The sequence below is a fragment of the Microbacterium sp. genome (genome assembly GCF_036823965.1).
GTDB lineage: Bacteria > Actinomycetota > Actinomycetes > Actinomycetales > Microbacteriaceae > Microbacterium.
Window position 1 is genome coordinate 267,403 of the sequence record NZ_DAITBE010000004.1, and the last position, 20,070, is coordinate 287,472.

Genomic DNA, 20,070 nt, shown 5'->3' on the forward strand with positions numbered 1-20,070 from the left:
AGCGCCGCAGTCAGGCCGAGGCAGGATCGAGGTCGAGACCGAATGCGAGCAGGTCGATCCAGCGACCCGGCTCGACCTCGATCGGGCGTTCCCGTTCGGGCAGCCGGCGGAAGCCGATCTTGGCGTACAGCGCGTGCGCTCCGGTCATCTGCGGTCCGCTGTTCATGACCACGCGATGCGAGCCGCGCTCGGCGGCGACCGCGATCACGTGGCGGGTGAGCGCCTCGCCGACGCCGCGTCCGCGTGCGGCCGGCGCGACGGCGAGCTGACGGAAATCGGTCTCGCCGGGCTGCGCGTCGGGCGAGAGCGGTCGGCCGTCCGCAGCCACCCAGACGCTGCCGAGGATCGTCCCGTCCTGATCGGTCGCGACCAGCACGTCGCCCTCACGGAGTCGCCCCTCGACGTCGCGGAGCGACGACAGGTACGACTCCGACAGATCGCCGTAGCTGGCGAGGTAGGCGTCGGCGGTGACCCGCCCTGCCTCCTCGTACTCCTCCTGGCGCACCGGACGGATGATCAACGGCGCCGTGCTCATGCGAACGCCGCCTCGGTGGTGCGGGCATCGTCGAGGGAGTCGGTGCGCGGCGTCAGACCCCAGACCTCGGCGAGGAGCTCGGACGAGCGCTCCCGATCGCGCGGGTCGTGGGTGATCGTCGTCACGAGCAGCTCATCGGCGCCGGTCGCTCGCTGGAGCACGTCGAGTCGCTCTGCCACGGCATCCGGCGTGCCGACGAAGCGCGTCGCGAGTCGATCGCGCACCACGTCGAGCTGGTCGGCGTCCAGCGGGTTCGCGAGCGCATCGGCCGGGGTCGGATACGGGACGGCGCCGTCTCCGGCGCGGATGCTGTGCACCCAACGAGCGTATCCCTCGGCGAGGCGGTGCGCCTCGGCATCCGTCTCCGCGACGAGCACGTCCACCGAGACGGTCACGGACGGTCGGGCGCTCACGCCGGGCCGGAACGCCTCGCGATACGCGGCCACCGCGTCGAGCACGAAGCTCGGCGCGACGTGGTAGTTCGCCCCGAAGGGCAGGCCGAGTCGACCGGCGAGCGCCGCGCTCGCTCCGGCGGTGCTGCCGTGGATCCAGACGTCGATGTCCTGGCCCTCGGCTGGTGTCGCGTGGATCGGCACGCCCTCGGGGGCGCGGTGGCTGCCGGCGATGAGGTCGAGGATGTCGAGGACGTCCTGCTCGAACCGGTCGGCGTCGCCCGGCGTGCGTCCGAGCAGGCGGGCCTGCGCGGCGAAGCGCGCCGCATCGAATGCGACGGAGCGGGACGCGGGCAGCAGGAGTCCGTCGACCTCCCGATCCTCCGGCTGACTCGGGAACACGGGTGTCTGCGCCGAGCTCGTCGCACCCGAGCGGCCGATGCCGAGATCGAAGCGGCCCGGATGCAGGGCGGCGACGACACCGGCCGCCTCGACGACCTGGAGCGGTGTGGAGTTGCCGATGATCGTGGCGGCCGTGCCGATGCGGATGCTCGAGGTCGCAGCCGCGATGGCGGCGAGCAGCACGTGCGGTGCCGAACCGGCGACGCCTGGATTCAGGTGGTGCTCGGCGAGCCAGTACCGCGCGTAGCCCAGCTGCTCCGCGCGCTGAGCGAGCGCGACGCTGGCGCGCAGCCCGTCGGCCGGTGTCTGCCCCTGACCGAACGGGGAGAGATCGAGGATGGCGAGCGGGATGGTCATGGCGTCTCGTTCCGTGGTGGTCGAACAGGGTCGCGTCAGCGGGACCCGATGCTCCGGGTCCCGCCGACGCGATGGATGCTCAGGGCTTGGGCAGCCCTGCCGGGTTGACCAGCGATTCGGTCACGGACTCGGACTCCAGGCCCCACTCCTCGAGCAGATCGCCGTACGTGCCGTCCTCGATGAGCGAGTTGATCACGATCGAGACCGCCTCGATCAGGCCGTTGCCCTTGGCCGTACCCGCCGCGATGCTGGCCGTCTCGGGCCAGCCGCCCGGCACGATGCCGACCAGCTTGGTGTCACCCGTCTCGAGCGCCGCCCACGCGGAGGTCGCGTTCGGGCCGAAGTTGGCGTCGGAGCGACCCGACTGCAGCGCGAGCGTCGCCGCTGCGGTGTCGTCGTAGTACTGCAGCTCGGCTGGTGCCTCACCCGCTGCTTCGAGCTCCTCGTTCCAGCGCAGCAGCACCTGCTCCTGGTTCGTGCCGGAGCCGACGATGATCTTGAGGCCCGAGATGTCGGCGGCCTCCGTGATCGAGTCGATGTCGCTGTCGGCCTTCACGTAGAAGCCCAGCAGGTCTTCGCGATAGCTCGCGAAGTCGTAGAGCTCCTTACGCTCCTCGGTGACCGTCACGTTCGAGGTGATCAGGTCGTACTTGCCGGACTGGATTCCCAGCGGCCAGTCCGACCATGCCACCACCTGCGGCTTGTACTCGAGGCCGAGGCCCTCGGCGATGAGCGAGCCGATGTTGGGCTCGGTGCCGGCGACATCGGTCGCAGCGGAGGTGCCGTCGGGCTGGTAGCTCAGCGGCGGCACGAACGCGCCGATCGCGACGGTCAGCTTGCCCGCTTCGATGGGCTCGAAGCCGCTCGCCTCGAGCGCCTCGACGGCCTCAGGCACCGGGTCGGTGTGGAACCAGGTGATCTCGTCGGTGGTCGTGTTGCCCTCGGCCGGCTTCTCGGTGGATGCCGGAGCCGCCTCGGCTGGTGCGCTGTTGAGGTTGACGGCCGCGAACACGCCGCCGACGATCGCCGCGACCGCGACGACCCCGACGCCGATCGCGATGCCCTGCTTCTTGCTGAGTGCCATGCTGTGGTGTCTCTTTCTCTTGGAGTGATGCAGGTCTGAACCGACGCGAGGCGTCAGGCCAGCACCTTGGCGAGGAACTCCCGCGTGCGCGGGTGCTCTGGGTGGGTGAGGACGATGTCCGGTGTGCCCTGTTCGATGACCACACCGCCGTCGATGAACACGACGCGGTCGGCGACTTCGCGAGCGAAACCGATCTCGTGCGTGACGATGATGAGCGTCGTGCCGCTGCGGGCCAGGTCGCGGATCACGTCGAGCACCTCGCCGACGAGTTCCGGGTCGAGCGCGCTGGTCGGCTCGTCGAAGAGCAGCACCTTCGGGTTCAGTGCGAGCGCTCGCGCGATCGCGACGCGCTGCTGCTGGCCGCCGGACAACTGCCGCGGATAGTGCCCTGCTTTGTCGCTCAGACCGACGCGCTCCAGCAGCGACAGCGCGAGTTCCCGCGCAGCATCCTTGTGCAGCAGCCCGAGATCGATCGGCGCCTCCGTGACGTTCTCGAGCGCGGTCAGGTGCGGGAAGAGGTTGAAGTTCTGGAAGACGATGCCGATCTGCGTTCGGCGCTTGAGGATCTCCTTCTCGCGCAGCTCGTAGAGGCGGTCTCCCCGCCGCTCGTAGCCGATCAGCTGGCCGTCGACCGTGACCGAGCCGCGATCCACCGACTCGAGGTGGTTGATCGTGCGCAGCAGCGTCGACTTGCCGGAGCCGCTGGGGCCGAGGATGGCCACGACCTCACCGGGCGCGATCGTGAGGTCGATGCCGCTCAGCACCTCGACGCCGCCGTAGGCCTTGTGGACGTTGTGGATCTCGACGAGACCGGTGGTGGTCTCAGGGGCGATGGTGCTCATGCGTTTCCTCCGAACTTCGCGTCGTTCGCGGTGCCCTGCTGCGCCACGCTCAGCACGGGTGCGGCGTCGGCTCCGTGCAGGGGCGGTGGGGCGGTTGCGCCGTCACCCAGTCGGTTCCACTGCACGGCGACCCAGTGGCGAGCGCGCTGCAGCGGTGTCGGCGGCAGCGTGCGCACGGATCCGCGGGCGTAGTACCGCTCGATGTAGTACTGGGCGATGCTGAGGATCGTGGTGATGATCGTGTACCAGACCACCGCGACGAGCAGCAGCGGGATCACCCGGCTGTTGCGGTTGTAGATCACCTGCACCGCGTAGAAGAGCTCGGGGATCGCGATCACGAACACCACCGAGGCACCCTTCACGAGGCCGATCACCTCGTTCGTCGCGTTCGGGACGATCGACCGCATGGCCTGCGGGAGGATGATGCGGAACAGGCGCTTGTGCGCCGGGATGCCGAGTGCCGCCGCGGCCTCCTGCTGGCCCTGGTCGACCGAGATGAGACCGCCGCGGATGATCTCGGCCGAGTACGCCGCCTGGTGCAGGCCGAGTCCGAGGATGGCGGCGGCGACGGCGCTGATGAGCTGGACGGTCGGGAACTCCACGATCCAGAAGTCGGTCGTGAACGGCGTGCCGAGGCCGAGCGTGGGATACAGGTAGCCGAGGTTGTACCAGACGATGATCTGGACGACCAGCGGGACCGAGCGGAAGAACCAGATGTACGACCAGGAGATCGAGTTCAGCAGCGGGGACTTCGACAGCCGGCCGAGCGCGAGCACCGTGCCGAGGACGAAGCCGACCGAGGCGGAGATGGCGCTGAGCGCCAGCGTGTAGCCGATGCCGGAGATCACCGGCTCGGAGAAGAAGTACGTCGCGAAGACGTTCCACTCGTAGTTCTCGTTGGTGAACAGCGACCAGACGAACTGCGCGATCGCGAAGATGAGGATCGCGCTCAGCGCCCAGCGGAACCAGTGCCGTGTGTGGACGACCCGGACGCTGCCGAGGTCGACACGATCACGCTCCGGTGCGCCGTCGAGGCCGGTGGGCGCTGGATCGCTCACTGCGACCGGCGCTGTGGTTGTCGTCGTGCTCATGGTCTGCTGCTCTCTTCGGTCGGAGCCCGTGGACGGACGACCACGGATGATCAGCAAACCTAGAAAGCAACGTCGGCGAGCGCTTCTCGCTCAACACACGGCGCAACGGCCGGTCACGGGCCGTAACACTGGGGGCAGCAGGATGCCGCGGTGAGAGCCGTCACGCCTCCCGCAGGATGCGTTCCGTGACCCTGACGGAGAACTCGAGACTCTCGACGGGGATCCGTTCGTCGGCGCTGTGGAACTGTCCGAACACGTCGAAGCCCTCCGGCACGCGCAGCGGCACGAACCCGTAGCCTGCGATGCCGAGGCGCGCGAAGTGCTTGTTGTCGGTGCTGGCCGGCAGCAGGTACGGCACCACGAGCCCGTCCGGATCCTGCTCGGTGATCGCCGACTGCAGGACGGCGAGCAGGGGCGCATCGACGGCAGCCTCGGTGGCCGACCACCACCTGCCCCAGCGGATGTCGATGTCGTCGCCCACGACCTCGCGCAGCCCCTCCTTGAGGGCATCGTCCTGTCCTGGCAGGACCCGGATGTCGAGGCGCGCCGTCGCCTCGCCGGGGATGATGTTGGTCTTCGAGCCCGCCGACAGGACCGTCGGGGTTGCGGTGTTGCGCAGGCTCGCACCGATCAGCGACGACACGAAGCCGAGCTGGGAGAGGTCGCGCTCGAGGCTGTCATCCGAGAACGAGAGTCCGCGCGCGGCGCCGAACCGATCGAGGAAGGCCTGCAGTGCGGGAGTCCGCACGATCGGGAAGGAGTGCTCGCCGACCGCGGCCACCGCTTTCGCCAGACGCACCACCGCGTTGTCCTCCGTCGGCCGAGAGCCGTGCGCCGCGCGACCGCGTGCCGTCAGCGTCGCCCAGGCCACGCCCTTCTCGCTGGTGGCAGCGAGATATGCGCGCCGTCCGGCGTCGAGCGGGATCGAGAAGCCGCCCACCTCGCTCAGCGCCTCGGTCGCACCCGCGAACAGCTCGGGGCGGTTGTCGACGAGCCAGCTCGCACCCCACACGCCGCCCGCTTCCTCGTCGGCGAGGAACGCGAAGATCAGGTCACGCCGCGGGGTGATCGCATGCCTGGCGAAGTGCCGGGCGACCGCGAGGATCGTGCCTGCGAAGTTCTTCATGTCGACCGCGCCTCGGCCGTACAGCCAGCCGTCGTGCACCTCGCCGCCGAAGGGCGGATGCGTCCACTCCTGTCCCTCGACCGGCACGACGTCGAGGTGGGCGTGAACGACCAGCGCGCCCGCCGACGGGTCGGAGCCGCGAAGCCGTGCAACGACCGAGCCGCGTCCGGCCCTCGGCTCGATCAGCTCGGACTCGATCCCGACCTCGGTGAGCTGCTCCTGGACGAATCGTGCGGCGCGGGTCTCGCCGTCACCGATCGTCTCGGGGATGCCTGTGTTCACGCTGTCGATGCGGAGCAGACTCCTGGTGAGCTCGACCGCCTCGTGCTGCAGCGTCTCGAGGGCGGAGGAGGAACGTGCGGGATCCGATGTCGACGTCATGCGAACGACGGTACGGCGGCCCCGCGCTCCTCCGCGTGGCCGCCGTCATCGTCGGCAATCTTGATGCTCAGTCGTAGCCGAGGATCACGACGGCATCCGTGTCGGGATCGCCTCCGGACCCGCCGTCGATCCACGCCGCCGTCCCGGACTCCGCTGGTCCGACGATCATGCCTCCGCCCCCACCGTCGCCAAGCCCGAGACGTCGCGCGATGCGGCGAAGGCGTCGAGGACGCGCTCGGTGTCCGCGAGCTGCTCGTTCCAGACCGCCCGGACGATATCGATCCGATCGTCCGCTTCCTGCAGCGTGGCGAGGTAGGCCTGCACGCCGGCGAACCCGGTGGAGCTCTGCTCGTGCAGGGCGACCAGTCGGATCGCCAGCTTGGACTGCACCCCGTAGACCGGGATCTGCGGGCCTCTGGGCGCACTGAGACCGATGTAGTACAGCTTCTCCAGCCCCTGCGGAACGACGCCGGCGGCGTAGCGCAGGGGCACGCCCTTGCTGCGCTCGATCAGGTCCTCGTCGAGGAACGGGAGGCTGGGGTGGAACCCCGTCGCCCACAGGATCGTGTCGTAGTCGCGAGCCGACCCGTCGGTGAAGTGCACGGTCTGCCCCTCGATGCGAGCGATACCGGGACGGATGCTCACGCGTCCGTGCTGGAGCCAGTACAGGAGCAGGTTGTTCACGACGGTGCGGCCTTCGGCGAGCGTGTGATGCTTGGGCTCCGGCATGCCGGGATAGTTGTTCCACTCCCCGATCGACACCTTCGCGAGCAGCCGTGCGACCAGGTCCTGCTCGTCTGCCGTGAACTGCGCCATCCAGCCGATCTCCTGGCGGGGAACCCCGAAGTAGCTCTTGGGCTGGAAGTACACGCCCTCACGGATCACGATGTCGACGTCGAATCGGTGCTGCGCGGCATCCACCGCGAGATCGCACCCCGAGTTGCCCGCCCCGACGACGAGGACCCGCGTGCCCTCGATGTCGCCGGTGTTCCGATACGACCCGGAGTGCACCTGCGTGCCCGTGAAGTCGTCGGCGATGGACGGCACCTTCTGATCCCAGAGGTGACCGTTGGCGATGAAGACGCCGTCGTAGTCGATGCGCTCTCCGGTGCCGAGTGTCACGGTCCAGCCCGCCGAGCCGACCGGACCGTCCGTCGCGACGGGAACGACCGACTCGACCGGGGTGTTGAAGCGGATGATGTCGTAGTGCCCCTTGGCACGCGCGTACGACTCGAGGTACTCGCGGATCTGGTCGCGTCGCGGGAAGTGCGGGTAGTCCGCCGGCATCGGGAACCCCTCGAAACTCGTGGTGTCGCGCGAGGTGATGAGGTGCAGCGCGTCGTAGTCCGTGTGCCAGTGGCCACCCACCCGGTCGGTCTTCTCGTAGCAGTCGACCTCATAGCCCGCCGTGCGGAGCTGCTCGAGCGTGGAGATGCCGGCTGCGCCGGCGCCGATGACGCAGTATCTGGTCATGTGGGTCCTTTCGGGTCTGTCGTGGAGGTCAGCGAGTGCCGACCGAAGTCCGGCTGAAGCGTCCGGCCGCTTCGGCGAGCGCCTCGTGGCGCGCTGCATCGGGGCGCACATAGCCGCGGGGCGTGGGGGTGATGCCCGCGTCGTCGAGTCGCATCAGCTGCAGCATGTGCTCGAATGCGAGCCGGTTGCAGTCGATGACCGGCACATCGGGATGGGTGAGCACGCGCGTGTAGCCGTGCCTGGTGAAGATCGGGGCGAGGTAGCCGCATCCGACCACGATCGCGTCGGCGCCGTCGCGGACCGCCTGCTCCGCGACGCGGTCGAACCGGGCGATCAGATCGGACGGGTCGACGATCGCCCTGACGACATCGAGATGCGTCGACTCGGGGTCATACGCGCGGACCGGGCGGTCTGCGAGGAACCCGGTCGCCCGCATCGCGTGCAGATCACCGGTGAAGATGGGCACAAGGCTCGGGGCGACCGTGATGACGACCGCGCGCTTCGCGAGGCTGCCGATCGCGCGGACGCTGCCGTCGGGCAGGCTCGACACCGGCACCTGCGACGCGGTGCGCACCGCATCCGTCGGGGCACCCCAGCAGCCGATCACGATCGCATCGGAGGCGGTCTCGGCGTCGAGACCGGCGGCCAGGATCGCAGCGTCGCTCAGGAGTCGATTCGCCGCGGTTCGGATGCCGCCGGTGTTCACCGCGGTGTGCTGCAGCCGGGTTCGGACCCGACCGTCCGCCAGCCGCTCGACCGAGTCGGCGAGGAACGTCCAGAGATCATCCAGCGCCGGGTCCCCGTGGGTGGCTTCCAGCCAGGTCACGGTCTTCATGCGTACCCCCGGGCCAGGCGGTGCTCGGCGTAGACCGACAGCCAGGTCGTCGGGACGGCGATCACGATGTAGATCGCTCCCGTCAGCAGGTAGACCGAGAGGTACTGGAATGTGATCGAGCTGACCTGGTAGGCCTGGCTCATGAGCTCGTTCACCGAGATCGAGTAGGCCAGCGACGTCCCCTGGAACGATTGGATCGCGAGCCCCATCAGCGCGGGGATCGAGGAGCGCAGCCCCTGCGGCAGGATGATCCGCCCGAACGTCGAGAGACGCGAGAGCCCGAGGGCGGCCGCGGCTTCGGACTGCCCCTTCGAGACCGACTGGATGCCTCCCCGGATCATCTCCGAGGAATAGGCGGCGACCGTGAAGGTGAGACCGATGGCTGCCGCCCAGAAGTTGTCGAACAGCAGCCCGATCGCCGGGAGACCGTAGTAGACGATGTAGAGCACGACGAGTGCGGGGATGCCGCGGCCGATCTCGACCACGATCAGCGTCGGCCAGCGCAGCCAGGGCTTGATGGACGACACCCCGAGGGCGAGGAGCAGCCCGATCACGTAGCCGAAGAAGACGGACACGACGGTCAGCTGCAGACTGACGAGCAGCCCTTCGAGGAGTCGCGGGAGATACTCGGCGAGGTTCATCAGGCACTCCTCCGAAGTCGGGAATCGAGTCGACGGGCGGCGATCGCCAGCGGAATGCTGATGACGACGTAGACGCCGGCCGCGACGAAGAACGGTGTGAGACCGGCCGTTCCCGGGTTCTGCCGGACGAAGGTGTTCGCGGCGAAGACCATCTCCGTGACGCCGATCGTGGAGGCGATCGAGGAGTCCTTGAGCAGGGCGAGCAGGAACGTCGCGATGGAAGGGAGGGCGGTGCGCACGGCCTGCGGGGCGAGGATCCGCACGAACGTCGTCCGCCGACCGAGGCCGAGCGCCCTGGATGCCTCCAGCTGCCCGGCCGGCAGGGTCGAGAAGCCGCCGCGATAGATCTCCGCGAGATAGGCGGCGGCGATGACGCCGAGGCCCACGATCGCGGCCGACAGCGAGTCGAGTCGCAGGCCGCCGAAGTTGATGCCGAAGTACAGCAGGAAGAGCCACACGATCGGAGGGATGCCGCGGATGAGGTCGACCAGCAGACGGAACAGCAGACGCACCGGTCGGATCCGCGATCGCAGGCCGAGCATGAGCGGAACCGCGAGGAGGAGTCCGATGGTGAAGGCCGCGGCGGTCACCAGCAGCGTCATCGGCAGTCCGAGCAGGACGGCGGTGAAGACCTCCATGTCAGCGGTCCAGCACTGCGGAGAGGAATCGCTTGGTGCGCTCCTCTGCAGGATCTGCCATGATCGCGGCGGGATCGCCCTCCTCGATGATGTGGCCGTCCGCCATCACCACGAGGTGGTCGCCGACGTCACGGGCGAACTGCATCTCATGCGTGACGACGATCATCGTCATGCCGGAGTCCGCGAGCTCGCGCATCACCGCGAGCACCTCGACGCCCACCTCGGGATCCAGGGCACTCGTTGGCTCGTCGAACAGCATCGCCCTCGGGTTCAGGGCGAGCGCGCGCACGATCGCGATGCGCTGCTGCTGTCCGCCCGAGCATCGCCCGGGGTGCTGCAGCGCCTTCTCCTTCAGGCCGACCCGGTCGAGCAGCGTCATCGCACGCTCCTCGGCCTCGGCCTTGCTGCGGCCGAGGATCTTCTCCTGCGGGTAGGCGATGTTGCGCAGCACGGTCATGTGCGGGAACAGGTTGAACGACTGGAAGACCATCCCGACCTGGCGACGAAGCGCGAGCAGTGAGCGCTCGCTCACCGTCGAGCCGGCGGCGATCGTGGTCGAGCCGACTGTGATCGTTCCCTTGTCTGGCGTCTCGAGGAGGTTCACACAGCGGAGCAGCGTGCTCTTCCCGGAGCCGGACGGGCCGATGAGCGCCGTGACGCTGCCCGGCTTGACCTCCATCGAGATGTCGTCCAGCACCAGGTTGTCGCCGAAGCTCTTGGAGAGATGGGCGATCGAGACGCCTGCGGTGGCGAGCTCGTTCGACGCGGTGATCAGTTGATTCACGGTCGGTCCTCTCGGGTGGAGGATGGGGCGCAGGCGCGCAGCCTGCGCCCCATCCGGGTCATCGGATGGACGTCGCCGCTGCGTCCGCGGGAACGAGCAGCTCTGCGGGGAGGTCGTAGTCGGCGAGCAGCTTCTCGAGCGTCCCGTCCTCGCGGAACCCGTCGATCAGCGCGCTGAACGCGTCGGACAGCGCCTGGTTGTCCTTCGAGACCGGGAACGCGATCATCGGCTGGTCGACCGTGATGCCGACCCGATCGTCGGACTTCGCCGGCTCGACCTTGTACTCCGTGTCGGCGTACGCCGCGACCGCGACCGCGTAGCCGTCGAGCGCCGCCTGCAGGCGTCCGTTGAGGAGGTCGGCCTTCATCTCGACCGTGCCGGGGTACTGCTGGAGGTTGCTGCCGAGGACGGGGGCGAGGTCCTCGTTCCAGGAGAACCCGGTGCCGGTGCCGACCGTGCCGATGCTCTCGAGCTCGTCGACGGTGGACGCGCCCTCCTTCGAGACGATGCCCATCGTGTCGTACATCGTGGGCGTGGTGAATCCGACCTGCTCCGCACGCGCCTCCGTGACGTACCAGCCGCCGGAGATGATGTCGGTCTTCTTCTGCTCGGTGATCATCGGGATGCCGTTGGCATAGGTGATCGGGACGTAGGCGACGTCGAGGCACTCCGCCTCCGCGAGCTTGTTGAGGATGTCGATCTCGATGCCGGATGCACCGGAGCCGTCGGTCTGGGTGTACGGCGGGTTCTCGGGGACGCCGATCGTGAGGACGCCTTCCGTGAAGGTGGTGAGGCCGTCGTCAGCCGGCGTGCAGTCAGCCGAGACGGTCGATGCGGGCGCGGCGGATGCACATCCGGCGAGCACGAGGGAGGCGGCGCCGAGCAGCGCCAGAGCACGGACTGCGCGGACGGAGGTGGTGCGGGTCATGATGCTGTTCCTTTTCAGTGTCGGGTGTGGTGCAGGGCAGTGCATCAGACGGCGGTGAGGCCGCCGTCGATCGGAATGACGGATCCCGTGACGAACGAGGAGGCGTCGGTGAGCAGGTAGGCGACGAGCGGCGAGATCTCATCGGGGGCGGCACGTCGGCCGAGGGGCGCGGAGCTGCTGGATCCGCCGGCGGGTTCGTCGTCGTTCATCGACGTCGCGACCCCGCCAGGGCAGACCACGTTCACGCGGACCGACGGCGCCAGCTCGGCCGCGGCCGCTCTGGTCAGACCGATCACGGCCGATTTCGATGCCGAGTAGGCGACGTACCCGGCTGATCCGACGAGCCCTGCCGTCGACGAGATGTTCACGATGGAGCCGCCATCGGCAGCCATGAGCGGCGCGAGCGCACGGATGCCGAGGAACGTCCCTCGGACGTTGATGCGCTGCTGCAGTTCCCAGACGTCGACCGTGGTGTCCGCGATGGTGCCGTGCCGGAGGATGCCGGCGTTGTTGACGAGACCGCGTACCGGCAGGTCAGCACCGGCGAGCTCCTCGGCGAGCAGCGCCCATTCGTGCTCGTCGCTCACGTCGAGGTGGCGATACCGCACATCGCCGCCGTCCGCACGCAGTCGCTCCGCGGTCGCCTCGCCCGCCGCGTCGAGCACGTCGGTGACGATGATGCGGTGGCCCGCTGCCGCGAGGAGCGCTGCGTGCGCCGCGCCCTGCCCGCGGGCAGCTCCGGTGATGACGATCGTGCCGGTCATCAGCGCATCACATCCCCGCCGGAGAGCACGATGGTCTCACCCGTGATGAAGGCGCCGTAGTCGCCCTGCGAGATCAGCCACACCCACGCGGAGATCTCCTCCGGCTTCGCGACGCGGCCGAGCGGGATGGATGCGGCTGCGGCATCCATCCGCCCCGTCGCGGCGTTCCCCGGCGTGGCCACCCAACCGGGGGCGATGCCGTTGACGCGGATGCCGGCAGGAGCGAGCTCGAGAGCCAGCGACTTCGTGAGCATCACCACGGCCGCCTTGGAGGCGCCGTAGAGCAGCTGCCCCCTCGAGACCGCGAAGGCATCCACGGAGGCGAAGTTGACGATCGACGACCCCTCGGTGAGACGCGGACGCGCGGCCGCGATCACGTTCAGCACGCCGAGCACGTTGATGTCGAAGACCCGACGATAGGTCTCGACGTCGAAGGTCTCGAGCGTGGTCGGCGGGTAGACGCCGGCGATGTTGCCGATGACGTCGATCTTCTCCTCGAGGGCGAGTGCAGCATCGATCGCCGATGCGATCTCCTCGCGGGAGCGCACGTCGGCGACGAGCGACACGAATGCGTCGGCGAACCCGCGCGGAGCGACCGATTCGACGACGTCCAGCGCGAGGACCTTGTACCCCCGACTCAGGAAGAGCTCGACGGTGCTGAGCCCCATTCCGCTGGCTGCTCCGGTGATGAGCGCCACTCCGGCCGTTCCGTGCATTCCGTGTCTCCCGTTCGTGCGTTCGCTGATGAGACCTAAGTGCAACATGTGCTCTGGACAAGCGCCAGCCTGGTTTTGCTATGGTTGCCAACGGAAATTCCTATTGATCGGAGTGCCATGCCTCTGCCCACGATCCGGCAGCTCGATTACTTCGTCACGGCGGCGAGGCTCGGCACCTTCGCCGCAGCATCCGCAGAGCACCGAGTGGCGCAGCCGAGCCTCTCCGAGCAGATCGCAGTTCTGGAGCAGAATCTGGGACTCCGGCTCTTCACCCGAACCCCCCGCAAGCTCGTCCTCACGGATGCCGGACGACAGCTGCTGCCGTTGGCCGAGCGGACGATCGCCGATGTCAACGAGATCGCCGACACCGGACGCCGGGTGAAGTCGATCGATGAGGGAACCGTGTCGTTCGGCACCTTCAACAGCGCACACCTGTATCTGCTGACCGACCTGATCCGGGATTTCCACGCCATGCATCCGGCCGTGCGCATCCAGGTCACCGGCCTGAACTCCTCCGAGGTCGCGGATGCCGTCCGCAGCGGCACGCTCGAGGCCGGGCTCGTGCAACTGCCCGTCGATGATCGAGAGCTCGTCGTCTCGCACAGCGTGTTCGTGGATCAGGTCATCTACGTGTCGCGCAACGAGTCGCACACGCGCGCACCCGTCGACATCGAGACGCTGGCGACGCGGCCGCTGATCCTGTCCGAAGCACGATGGTCCGAGGACGATCCACTGCGTTCATCGCTGCTGCAGCGGGCACAGGCTGCCGGCCTCACACTCCAGCCGCTGATCGAGGTCGAGTTCCAGACCCACGCGCTCGAGCTCGCCGCGCAGGGGGTCGGCGACTCCCTGGTCTCGTACCACGTCGGTCGCTCGGTGATCCAGGACCAGGGGCTGCACTGGACGACCCTGCAGCCGTCGTTCGAGGAGCACTACGCGTTCGTCAGCCGTCGCGGCGGCGCCATCTCACCGGCGACCAACGCGTTCATGAAGCTCGCGCACCGGCTGCTCGCCCGACTGGAGAGCAATACGCCTCCGATCGCGCGGCCGTGAGCCGCACCGCGTCGACGAGAGAATCCCCTCGATGGAGGGGAAGAAGCACGAGAGACGCACGGTCGTTTCCGGTCCGTGCAGAGTGGACGCGACGGCGGGAGTCGAACCCGCAACGCCATCAGGTATGAACTGAGGCCCGGGACCGCCCGGATCGCCGCGATGTGAACGACGTTACCCGGCCGTGATCTTCCTGGCTAGCAGGTTGCCTGGGATAACCGTATGAGTCACAGGATGACGACGCATCGCGCTCGCGGTACCGTGGCGAGAGGCCAGGAAGGGGACGACGATGACCGTCGCTGCCGCAGATCCAGCCACCACGGGGCAGAAGACCCACCGGTACCTGCGCCTGTCGCTGGTGTTCGTGGTGTTCACGCTGCTGGCGAGCGTCGCGATCCAGATGGTCGTCGTGTCGTGGGACCCGTTCACGCTCGGCTGGAACCCGCTCCCCTCGCTCAGCCACGCGTTCTACACGCCAGTGCGCGCGGTGTTCGTCGGCAGCTTGATCGCCGCCTCACTCGCACTGCTCGCCCTCTCCGGCCGAGGTCGGGCCGCCACCCTGCTCGACGTCGCCGCGATCTTCGCGCCGCTGATCGCGATCGTGCCGACCGGCATCGATCCGGAGCATCCGATCGGCGATCTGCGCTGCCCCGGCGCCGAGGACTGCATCCCGCCCGCATCCCTCGGCGAGGTGCGCGCCGGGGTCGCGATCTACGTCGTCGTCGTGCTCGTGGTCGTCATCACGATGGCGGCGATCCGCGCGAAGCAGCGGATCGGCACGCCGAGCGCCCTGTTCGTCTCGGGCATCGCGGTGCTGACGGCGGTCGCGGTCGCGGCGCTCGCCTTCATCCCGGGGTTGAATGCCGACTTCCCGTTCAACTTCTGGCCGTATCCCCCGAGCATCCACTTCCTCGTGACGCTGCTCTTCTTCGGCACGTTCGTCGCCGTGCCGATCCTGCATTCGCGTGGGCCGGTCGACGAGACCGAGACGCCACCGACACCGCGGCAGCGCGCCGTCTACCGCTGGGTCGCCGGGCTGCTGATCGCCGATCTGCTGCTCCTGCTGGCCGCGTTCATCTTCCGCGACTCCCTCGGCGCCTTCCCGCTCGTGCTGATCGGCGAGGCGGCGGCGCTCGGCCTGTTCGCCTGGTTCTGGTGGGTGCAGACGTTCCAGCGATGGGACGACGCGAACCCGCCGACCCTCATCTGAGGTCGGCGGGCGGCCCGCCGTCCCGTCAGTCGGCCAGCGTCACGACGAGCTTGCCTCGATGGCCCCCGTCGGCAAGCTCCGCGAAGGCCTCCGGCAGCTGATCGAACGGATACGTCTTCGCGACCACCGGCCGGATGACGCCGGCGTCGACGAGCGCGGCGATCTCGGTGAGCTGCTCGCCGTCCGCGCGCATGAACAGGAACTCGTAGGTGACGCCGAGCTTCTTCGCCTGCGCACGGATCCCGCGGCTGAGGGCGGCGATCGCGAGACGGAGCAGCGGATTCATCCTCTGCCGCCTGGCGAATGCCGGATCGGGCGGGCCCGCGATGCCGATGGCCCTCCCACCCGGTCGCAGCACCCGCAGCGACGCCGTGAGGTTCTTGCCGCCGAGACTGTCGAGCACGAGGTCGTAGTCGGACAGCACCGCCGAGAAGTCCTCGCTGCGGTAGTCGATCACGATGTCGGCACCGAGCTCGCGCACGAAGTCGGCGTTCGGGGCGCTCGCGGTGGTGGCGACGGTCGCACCCAGATGCCGAGCGAGCTGGATCGCGATCGCGCCGACCCCGCCGGCGCCCGCATGGATCAGGACCTTCTGACCCGGCTGCACGTTCCCCCGCTCGACGAGCGCCTGCCAGGCCGTGAGTGCGACCAGCGGCAGCGACCCTGCCTCCACCATCGAGATGCGGTCCGGCACGATCGCGAGGTCGGTCTCGGCGACCGCGATGCGCTCGGCGAACGTGCCGATGCGCCGCTCGTCCGGGCGCGCGAAGACACGATCCCCTGGCCGGAACCGCTGCACGAGTCGACCCACGCGGATCACCGTGCCCGCCACATCGTTGCCGAGGATGACGGGCAGTCGGTACGGCAGGATCTGAGCGAACTCCCCCGTGCGGATCTTCTCGTCCAGTTGGTTGAGGCCGGCCGCCTCCACCCGCACCAGGACGTCCCGCTCGCCCACCTCCGGCTCCGGAACCTCCTTCTGGGTGAGGGGCTGCTTGTACTTCTCGACGATGAACGCGCGCATGTCACTTCCCTTTCGGATGCTCGGCGAGTCAGGCCGTCGCGGCCCTGAGCTGGGGGTAGACCGCCTCGAGCGGCGCACTGAGCCCCGCCTTGACCTGCACGGAGATCTCGTCCGCGAGCACCTCGTACTCATCCTGCTCGGTCGCATCCAGGACCGCGCGCACGAGATCGGCCGGGTCGGTCTTGGGGTCATCGACGTGCTCGGCCATCGCCGTGTCGACGTACCCGACGTGCACGCCGACGACATGCACCCCCGCGGGCGCGAGTTCGAGACGCAGCGAGTTCGTGACCGACCACAGGGCCGCCTTGGTGGCGCTGTAGATCCCGCCGACCGCGAACCAGGCGAGCGCCGAGTGGATGTCGATGATCGTGGCGCCCGAGCGCCCGGACAGGAGCGGGGCATAGGCCCTCGTCAGGAACAGCGGTCCGAGGAAGTTCGTCTCGACGTTCCGCCGGATGTCCTCATCCGAGTGGGTCAGGATGCCGGCCGTCGGCACGGAAGCGCCGGCGTTGTTGATCAGCACGGTCACGTCGGGCGCCGCTTCGACGACCGCGCTGATCGAGGCTGGATCGGTGACGTCGAGGGCGAGCGGCACGACGCGCTCGTCATCCCAGGTGCGCGGCGTGCGAGCGGTGGCGTAGACCTTGGCAGCGCCGCGCGCGAGCGCCTCGGCGACGAACGCCGAGCCGATGCCTCCGTTCGCTCCGGTGATCAGGACGACGGCTCCGGTGAGTGCGGGCATGGACTGTTCTCTCTTCTTTGCGACAATGGATACTGAGTACGCACGTTAGCGACTTCACTCATAACTGAGTCTACTCATTTTCTATTCCCGGGGGATGCCATGTCGACCGACGCCGCACTCGGCCGCCGCGAGCGGAACAAGCAGCAGAAGCTCGAACGCATCACCGCAGCCGCGTCCGAGCTCTTCGCGGAGCGCGGCATCGACGACGTCACGACCCAGCAGATCGCGGAGCGAGCCGACGTCGGCACCGGCACGCTGTTCCTCTATGCGAAGACCAAGGGCGAGCTGCTCCTGCTCGTCCAGAACGCGCACTACGCCGTCGCCCTCGAGAATGGGATCGTCGCGGCCGCACAGATCAGCGACACACTCGACGCGATCATGGCGCTGCTGCGGCCGATCATCGAATGCAATCGGGTGCAGATCGAGAACGGCCGCGTGTACCTGCGCGAGATGGTCTTCGGCGATCCCTCGGACGCGCAGCACGCGGAAGCGCTCCGTATCGCCGGCGGCACCGAGCAGGCGGCTGTCACCGTGCTGCGGGCCGACCGGAAGATCGCCGAGGAGCACGCACCGACCATCGCGCACATCATCTCGGCCATCATGTTCCTGACGATGTCAGCGAACATCAACGTCGACCTCACCGTCGACGAGATCACCGAGGACGTGCGGAATCAGGTGGCAACGCTCCTCGGACGCTAGCTCGACTCAGCGGCGAATCGAGTCGTGGAACGGGTTCGGCTCGAGCGTGAAGTCCGTGGACGCATCCGACCAGGTGCCGCCCTCAGCGGGCTGTCGCCGGCGGCGCACCGCGGCGAGCGCGGCGGTCGCCGGTGCACCGAGCGCGAGGGCGAGTCCGCCCTGCAGACTGCGGTCCTCGGCGCCGAGCACACTCGCACGGTGCCAGGCATCGTGCATCGTTCCGCCGCGGGCGGCAGGCACCCGCTTCGGCGGCAGCGCCCCGGCCCGGCGGAGCGCCACGAGCTGCTCGACCCGATCCCACCAGGTCGACTCCGCCTCGGGATGGAAGTAGTTGTCGCGTAGCCAGTCGGGATGCGGATGCCGGAACCTGCCGGCGACGACCTCGCTGCGTCCGCCCAGCAGACCGCTGCCGACGAACACGGTGTTCAGCAGGCTCTTGCTCACGCCGAACGAGTCGAGTGCGATCACCGGGATGCCGAGGGCCGTCGCCTCGATCGCGGCGGTCGAACTCACCGTCACGAGACCGGCCGCACTGTCGAGCGCGGACGCCATCGACTCGTACGAGAACACGAGGTTGTCCGGGCGCCTGGTCGGCAGCAGCTCGGCGTAGGGCGAGCGTTCGAGGTGCGTCTCGGACTCCCCCGGGCGCGACCGCAGCTTCACGACGATCCGTCGAGTCGGGTCGGCCTCGGCCGCGCGCACCAGCATCGCCGCGATCTCGGCGCGCTCGTCCAGGCCGACCGGCACGAGCGCCTGCGCCGCGAACACGATGTCGGTCGCCGGCGGTCGCACCGGCGTCAGGATCGCAGGCCGCTCGGCCACCGCGACAGCGTTCCGTCCGCCGGAGGCGGCGTCGACGCGGATGTGCTCTGGGCGCAGCATCCGCTGTCGCCGCTTGGCGAACGGGAGCGTCGCGAGCGCGGTGGGCAGCTGCACGCCGATGCGGTGGCCGAGCTCCTCGAAGGCACGAGCCTCGCGGTGCGAGTGCACGATCAGGAGGTCGGTGTGCCTGCGGTAGTCCAGCGCCCCGCGCTGCGCGGGGATGGCCATGCCAGGGAGGCCTGAGATCGTGACCGGTCGGTGGGAGAGCGCGTCGATGACGCGCCCCAGCAGTCGCACGAACGGGCCGCGGCCGGCGAGCAGCACGACGTCGGGGCGCTGCCCCTCCAACCACGCCAGCGTCTCGGCGAACCGCACCCTGGTGACCTGCTCCGGCAGCATCCCGGTTCCGGCGAGCGCCGTGCGCTGCTGCTCGACGCTTGCCGTGAGAGGCGTTCGCACCAGCAGCAGATGCGATCGGATGCCGGGCACGCCGCCGAGCAGCGACGCGGCCCACTTCACGAACGAGTCGGCGTCGGCGATCGCGACGACTCGCAGACCGTCCCGCCCCGTCGTCATGCGGTCTCGTGTCATGCGGAGACGCGGCGCAGCTTCGCCATCGGCGCGCGCTCGCTGTCGAACACGCGCTTGACGCCGTCGCCGAGCGCCGACTCGATCACGCGGATGTCGCGCACGAGGTGCTCCAGGCCGCCCGGCTCGAGGGATGCAGCGTGGTCGGAACCCCACATCGTGCGATCCAGCGTGATGTGGCGCTCGACCGCGACCGCGCCGATCGCGACGGCGGCGAGGGAGATCTGCAGACCGCGCTCGTGGCCGGAGTAGCCGACGGGAATACCTGGATAGCGGTCGCGCAGCGTGGCGATCGCGCGGAGGTTGGCCTCCTCCGGCTCCAGCGGATACGTCGAGGTCGCGTGCATGAGCACGACGCGGTCGGTGCCGAGCGTGTCGAGCGCACGGTCGATCTGCGCGATGGTCGACATGCCGGTGGAGAGGATGACGGGCTTGCCGGTCGCGCGGAGCGCCTGCAGCAGCTCGGTGTCGGTGAGGCTCGCAGACGCGACCTTGTGCGCCACGACGTTCAGGTCTTCCAGGAAGTCGACGCTCGGCACATCCCACGGCGAGGCGAACCAGTCGAGTCCGAGCAGCGTGGCGTGATCGCCGATCGCGACGTACTCATCGCGGCCGAACTCGACCCTGCGGCGGTAGTCGAGGTAGCTCATGGTTCCCCAGGGCGTCTCCCGGGGGACGTCGCGCATGTGCTCCGGCGTCGAGATCTCCGGTGTGCGCTTCTGGAACTTCACCGCGTCGGCGCCGGCCCGCGCCGCGACGTCGATGAGACGCTTCGCGATCTCGACGTCGCCGTTGTGGTTCAGGCCGATCTCCGCGATCACATAGGCGGGATGACCGCCTCCGATCACGTGCGAGCCGATGCTGACAGTCATGAATCCTCCGGTCATCGAGCGGTCAGGAAGTCCCCTCCCCTCCTGACTACGCCTCGATGGTGAACACCATGCGA

Annotated in this window: 21 protein-coding genes and 1 tRNA gene; 3 read left to right on the forward strand and 19 right to left on the reverse strand. The window is 68.7% G+C overall.

Annotated features, from left to right (window positions below):
• Positions 1 to 10: 10 nt before the first annotated feature.
• The 14 genes from V7Z82_RS09405 to V7Z82_RS09470 form a co-directional block, all read right to left on the reverse strand.
• Entirely contained in the window at positions 11 to 535 is a 525-nt protein-coding gene (locus tag V7Z82_RS09405; RefSeq protein WP_334150555.1) for a GNAT family N-acetyltransferase, read from the reverse strand.
• Complete coding sequence (locus V7Z82_RS09410) at positions 532 to 1,686, reverse strand: LLM class flavin-dependent oxidoreductase (protein WP_334150557.1); 1,155 nt, start codon at positions 1,684 to 1,686, stop codon at positions 532 to 534. Before V7Z82_RS09410 ends, V7Z82_RS09405 begins: the two co-directional genes overlap by 4 nt.
• Before the next feature lie 79 nt (positions 1,687 to 1,765).
• Entirely contained in the window at positions 1,766 to 2,770 is a 1,005-nt protein-coding gene (locus tag V7Z82_RS09415; protein WP_334150559.1) for an ABC transporter substrate-binding protein, read from the reverse strand.
• Positions 2,771 to 2,823: 53 nt separating this feature from the next.
• Positions 2,824 to 3,612, reverse strand: a complete 789-nt coding sequence (locus V7Z82_RS09420) for an amino acid ABC transporter ATP-binding protein (RefSeq protein WP_334150562.1) — start codon at positions 3,610 to 3,612, stop codon at positions 2,824 to 2,826.
• Entirely contained in the window at positions 3,609 to 4,703 is a 1,095-nt protein-coding gene (locus V7Z82_RS09425; RefSeq protein ID WP_334150565.1) for an amino acid ABC transporter permease, read from the reverse strand. The genes V7Z82_RS09420 and V7Z82_RS09425 overlap by 4 nt, the downstream gene beginning before the upstream one ends.
• 160 nt (positions 4,704 to 4,863) lie before the next feature.
• The gene (locus V7Z82_RS09430; RefSeq protein WP_334150568.1) at positions 4,864 to 6,210 is read right to left on the reverse strand and encodes a M20/M25/M40 family metallo-hydrolase; all 1,347 of its coding nucleotides are present in this window, start codon (positions 6,208 to 6,210) and stop codon (positions 4,864 to 4,866) included.
• Between the two features lie 165 nt (positions 6,211 to 6,375).
• Positions 6,376 to 7,683: a flavin-containing monooxygenase gene (locus V7Z82_RS09435; RefSeq protein ID WP_334150570.1), complete on the reverse strand. Its 1,308-nt coding sequence runs from the start codon at positions 7,681 to 7,683 to the stop codon at positions 6,376 to 6,378.
• A 28-nt stretch (positions 7,684 to 7,711) separates the two neighbouring features.
• The gene (locus V7Z82_RS09440) at positions 7,712 to 8,518 is read right to left on the reverse strand and encodes an aspartate/glutamate racemase family protein (protein WP_334150575.1); all 807 of its coding nucleotides are present in this window, start codon (positions 8,516 to 8,518) and stop codon (positions 7,712 to 7,714) included.
• Positions 8,515 to 9,159: an amino acid ABC transporter permease gene (locus V7Z82_RS09445; protein WP_334150578.1), complete on the reverse strand. Its 645-nt coding sequence runs from the start codon at positions 9,157 to 9,159 to the stop codon at positions 8,515 to 8,517. Before V7Z82_RS09445 ends, V7Z82_RS09440 begins: the two co-directional genes overlap by 4 nt.
• Positions 9,159 to 9,797 carry an amino acid ABC transporter permease gene (locus tag V7Z82_RS09450; protein WP_334150581.1) on the reverse strand — a complete coding sequence of 213 codons (639 nt, stop codon included), beginning with the start codon at positions 9,795 to 9,797 and terminating at the stop codon, positions 9,159 to 9,161. Before V7Z82_RS09450 ends, V7Z82_RS09445 begins: the two co-directional genes overlap by 1 nt.
• A 1-nt stretch (position 9,798) precedes the next feature.
• The gene (locus V7Z82_RS09455; protein ID WP_334150759.1) at positions 9,799 to 10,572 is read right to left on the reverse strand and encodes an amino acid ABC transporter ATP-binding protein; all 774 of its coding nucleotides are present in this window, start codon (positions 10,570 to 10,572) and stop codon (positions 9,799 to 9,801) included.
• A gap of 67 nt (positions 10,573 to 10,639) precedes the next feature.
• Positions 10,640 to 11,509, reverse strand: coding sequence for a substrate-binding periplasmic protein (locus V7Z82_RS09460; protein WP_334150584.1), 870 nt, complete (start codon positions 11,507 to 11,509; stop codon positions 10,640 to 10,642).
• 44 nt (positions 11,510 to 11,553) lie between these two features.
• Positions 11,554 to 12,273 carry an SDR family NAD(P)-dependent oxidoreductase gene (locus V7Z82_RS09465; protein WP_334150588.1) on the reverse strand — a complete coding sequence of 240 codons (720 nt, stop codon included), beginning with the start codon at positions 12,271 to 12,273 and terminating at the stop codon, positions 11,554 to 11,556.
• Entirely contained in the window at positions 12,273 to 12,989 is a 717-nt protein-coding gene (locus tag V7Z82_RS09470) for an SDR family NAD(P)-dependent oxidoreductase (RefSeq protein ID WP_334150590.1), read from the reverse strand. Before V7Z82_RS09470 ends, V7Z82_RS09465 begins: the two co-directional genes overlap by 1 nt.
• Positions 12,990 to 13,106: 117 nt before the next feature.
• Here V7Z82_RS09470 and V7Z82_RS09475 point away from each other — a divergent pair, with 117 nt between their 5' ends.
• The gene (locus V7Z82_RS09475; RefSeq protein WP_334150593.1) at positions 13,107 to 14,042 is read left to right on the forward strand and encodes a LysR family transcriptional regulator; all 936 of its coding nucleotides are present in this window, start codon (positions 13,107 to 13,109) and stop codon (positions 14,040 to 14,042) included.
• A gap of 83 nt (positions 14,043 to 14,125) precedes the next feature.
• Here the strand turns inward: V7Z82_RS09475 and V7Z82_RS09480 are convergent.
• Positions 14,126 to 14,201: transfer RNA gene (locus V7Z82_RS09480), tRNA-Met, on the reverse strand.
• A 127-nt stretch (positions 14,202 to 14,328) separates the two neighbouring features.
• On the opposite strand from V7Z82_RS09480, the gene V7Z82_RS09485 reads away from it, so the two are divergent.
• Positions 14,329 to 15,249, forward strand: a complete 921-nt coding sequence (locus V7Z82_RS09485) for a hypothetical protein (protein WP_334150595.1) — start codon at positions 14,329 to 14,331, stop codon at positions 15,247 to 15,249.
• Between the two features lie 25 nt (positions 15,250 to 15,274).
• On the opposite strand, the gene V7Z82_RS09490 is transcribed toward V7Z82_RS09485, so the two are convergent.
• A complete protein-coding gene (locus tag V7Z82_RS09490) occupies positions 15,275 to 16,273 on the reverse strand; it encodes an NADP-dependent oxidoreductase (RefSeq protein WP_334150597.1) in 999 nt (332 codons plus the stop codon).
• Between the two features lie 28 nt (positions 16,274 to 16,301).
• Positions 16,302 to 17,015 carry an SDR family oxidoreductase gene (locus V7Z82_RS09495; RefSeq protein WP_334150599.1) on the reverse strand — a complete coding sequence of 238 codons (714 nt, stop codon included), beginning with the start codon at positions 17,013 to 17,015 and terminating at the stop codon, positions 16,302 to 16,304.
• Positions 17,016 to 17,114: 99 nt separating this feature from the next.
• On the opposite strand from V7Z82_RS09495, the gene V7Z82_RS09500 reads away from it, so the two are divergent.
• Positions 17,115 to 17,714, forward strand: coding sequence for a TetR/AcrR family transcriptional regulator (locus V7Z82_RS09500; RefSeq protein ID WP_334150602.1), 600 nt, complete (start codon positions 17,115 to 17,117; stop codon positions 17,712 to 17,714).
• Between the two features lie 6 nt (positions 17,715 to 17,720).
• On the opposite strand, the gene V7Z82_RS09505 is transcribed toward V7Z82_RS09500, so the two are convergent.
• Both V7Z82_RS09505 and V7Z82_RS09510 read right to left on the reverse strand, forming a co-directional pair.
• Entirely contained in the window at positions 17,721 to 19,112 is a 1,392-nt protein-coding gene (locus V7Z82_RS09505; RefSeq protein ID WP_334150605.1) for a DUF6716 putative glycosyltransferase, read from the reverse strand.
• 11 nt (positions 19,113 to 19,123) lie between these two features.
• Complete coding sequence (locus tag V7Z82_RS09510) at positions 19,124 to 19,996, reverse strand: N-acetylneuraminate synthase family protein (protein WP_334150607.1); 873 nt, start codon at positions 19,994 to 19,996, stop codon at positions 19,124 to 19,126.
• Positions 19,997 to 20,070: the final 74 nt, after the last annotated feature.

Excerpts from the sequence above, each read along its gene's own strand:
- V7Z82_RS09405 (WP_334150555.1), bottom strand. The coding sequence starts at position 535 with ATGAGCACGGCGCCGTTGATCATCCGTCCGGTGCGCCAGGAGGAGTAC.
- V7Z82_RS09410 (WP_334150557.1), bottom strand. The coding sequence starts at position 1,686 with ATGACCATCCCGCTCGCCATCCTCGATCTCTCCCCGTTCGGTCAGGGG.
- V7Z82_RS09415 (WP_334150559.1), bottom strand. The coding sequence starts at position 2,770 with ATGGCACTCAGCAAGAAGCAGGGCATCGCGATCGGCGTCGGGGTCGTC.
- V7Z82_RS09420 (WP_334150562.1), bottom strand. The coding sequence starts at position 3,612 with ATGAGCACCATCGCCCCTGAGACCACCACCGGTCTCGTCGAGATCCAC.
- V7Z82_RS09425 (WP_334150565.1), bottom strand. The coding sequence starts at position 4,703 with ATGAGCACGACGACAACCACAGCGCCGGTCGCAGTGAGCGATCCAGCG.
- V7Z82_RS09430 (WP_334150568.1), bottom strand. The coding sequence starts at position 6,210 with ATGACGTCGACATCGGATCCCGCACGTTCCTCCTCCGCCCTCGAGACG.
- V7Z82_RS09435 (WP_334150570.1), bottom strand. The coding sequence starts at position 7,683 with ATGACCAGATACTGCGTCATCGGCGCCGGCGCAGCCGGCATCTCCACG.
- V7Z82_RS09440 (WP_334150575.1), bottom strand. The coding sequence starts at position 8,518 with ATGAAGACCGTGACCTGGCTGGAAGCCACCCACGGGGACCCGGCGCTG.
- V7Z82_RS09445 (WP_334150578.1), bottom strand. The coding sequence starts at position 9,159 with ATGAACCTCGCCGAGTATCTCCCGCGACTCCTCGAAGGGCTGCTCGTC.
- V7Z82_RS09450 (WP_334150581.1), bottom strand. The coding sequence starts at position 9,797 with ATGGAGGTCTTCACCGCCGTCCTGCTCGGACTGCCGATGACGCTGCTG.
- V7Z82_RS09460 (WP_334150584.1), bottom strand. The coding sequence starts at position 11,509 with ATGACCCGCACCACCTCCGTCCGCGCAGTCCGTGCTCTGGCGCTGCTC.
- V7Z82_RS09465 (WP_334150588.1), bottom strand. The coding sequence starts at position 12,273 with ATGACCGGCACGATCGTCATCACCGGAGCTGCCCGCGGGCAGGGCGCG.
- V7Z82_RS09470 (WP_334150590.1), bottom strand. The coding sequence starts at position 12,989 with ATGCACGGAACGGCCGGAGTGGCGCTCATCACCGGAGCAGCCAGCGGA.
- V7Z82_RS09475 (WP_334150593.1), top strand. The coding sequence starts at position 13,107 with ATGCCTCTGCCCACGATCCGGCAGCTCGATTACTTCGTCACGGCGGCG.
- V7Z82_RS09485 (WP_334150595.1), top strand. The coding sequence starts at position 14,329 with ATGACCGTCGCTGCCGCAGATCCAGCCACCACGGGGCAGAAGACCCAC.
- V7Z82_RS09490 (WP_334150597.1), bottom strand. The coding sequence starts at position 16,273 with ATGCGCGCGTTCATCGTCGAGAAGTACAAGCAGCCCCTCACCCAGAAG.
- V7Z82_RS09495 (WP_334150599.1), bottom strand. The coding sequence starts at position 17,015 with ATGCCCGCACTCACCGGAGCCGTCGTCCTGATCACCGGAGCGAACGGA.
- V7Z82_RS09500 (WP_334150602.1), top strand. The coding sequence starts at position 17,115 with ATGTCGACCGACGCCGCACTCGGCCGCCGCGAGCGGAACAAGCAGCAG.
- V7Z82_RS09505 (WP_334150605.1), bottom strand. The coding sequence starts at position 19,112 with ATGACGACGGGGCGGGACGGTCTGCGAGTCGTCGCGATCGCCGACGCC.
- V7Z82_RS09510 (WP_334150607.1), bottom strand. The coding sequence starts at position 19,996 with ATGACTGTCAGCATCGGCTCGCACGTGATCGGAGGCGGTCATCCCGCC.